This is a genomic window from Nocardia sp. NPDC060220 (assembly GCF_042727815.1).
Lineage (GTDB): Bacteria > Actinomycetota > Actinomycetes > Mycobacteriales > Mycobacteriaceae > Nocardia.
This window is the reverse complement of sequence record NZ_JBHWZY010001387.1, coordinates 1-1,064: the sequence shown is the minus strand read 5'-3', so window position 1 is coordinate 1,064 and position 1,064 is coordinate 1. Positions and strand designations below refer to the sequence as shown.

Sequence of the window (1,064 nt, the reverse complement as noted above, 5' to 3'; positions counted from 1 at the left end):
GCGCCAAGATCAAGTCCAGCGATCTGCGCGAACTGGCCGAAGCCCGGCTGCGGGGATAGCCGGGCCTATTCCGTTCAGGCGCCCGCGCGATGCGGCGCCTGAACGGAATACCGCCGGGCCAGTGCGGCGCGATGTCGCGCGGGCGAACCGAACAGCGAACGGTTGAGCGCGGCCCGCTTGAGATAGACGTGGACGCCGCTCTCCCAGGTGTAGCCCATGCCCCCGTGCAACTGCATCGCCTTGCCCGCGATGTCGACTGCCGCCGCGCACGCGTAGGACTTGGCCATCGACGCAGAGGTCGACGCGTCGGCGGCGTCACGCGCCTGGTCGCGCACCGCGGCCTCGACCAGTTTGCCCGCGACCCGCACCCGCACGAGCATGTCGGCGCACGCGTGTTTGACGGCCTGGAACGAGCCGATCGGTCGGCCGAACTGTTCGCGCGTACCGACATGGGCGACGGTGGCGTCGAGCATGGCCCGGCTCAGGCCGAGACTGTCGCAGGCCACCGCGACGGCGGCCCGGTCGCGCAGCCGATCGAGCACCCGGACGGCATCGTCGGCGGCGAAGGGCCACAACGACTCCGGGGCCACCGCCACCCCGTCGGCGACGACGCTGCCGAACCGGCGGGTGGCGTCGAGCACCGGCTGTTCGGCCACGAGCAGCCCCCGCGCGCGGGGATCGACCTCGACGAGCACCCCTCGGCCCGTCCGATCGAGCGCGGGGACGAGCAGCTGTCCGGCGGCCGGTGCGTCGAGGACGAAATCGGCCGTGCCGTGCAGCAGCGGCCCCCGCGTCGACGGCTCGATCCGGAACCGCGTCGGTCCTGTTGCCTCACCCGCGAGCACGAGGATCGGGACGGCCGTGCCCACGGCGGTCTCGCGCAGGAGCTGGTCGCGCCGCGGCGTCGCGACGACGTGCGCGAGCGCGCCGACGCCGAGCGCCGCGACCGCCGGATACGCGCCGCTCGCGGCGGCCCTGCCGATTTCGGCGAGGACCACCGCGACCTCGGCGAAGGTGGCCTCGGCGCCGTCGAAGGCGGCGGGGATCTCGAGGCCGGGCCAACC

General features: G+C 73.9%; 1 protein-coding gene. It reads right to left on the bottom strand.

Going from position 1 to position 1,064, the window contains the following annotated elements:
• Nucleotides 1–74: 74 nt before the first annotated feature.
• A partial coding sequence (locus tag ACFWF3_RS36980) for an acyl-CoA dehydrogenase family protein (RefSeq protein ID WP_379318915.1) occupies nt 75–1,064 on the bottom strand: 990 nt, incomplete at its 5' end.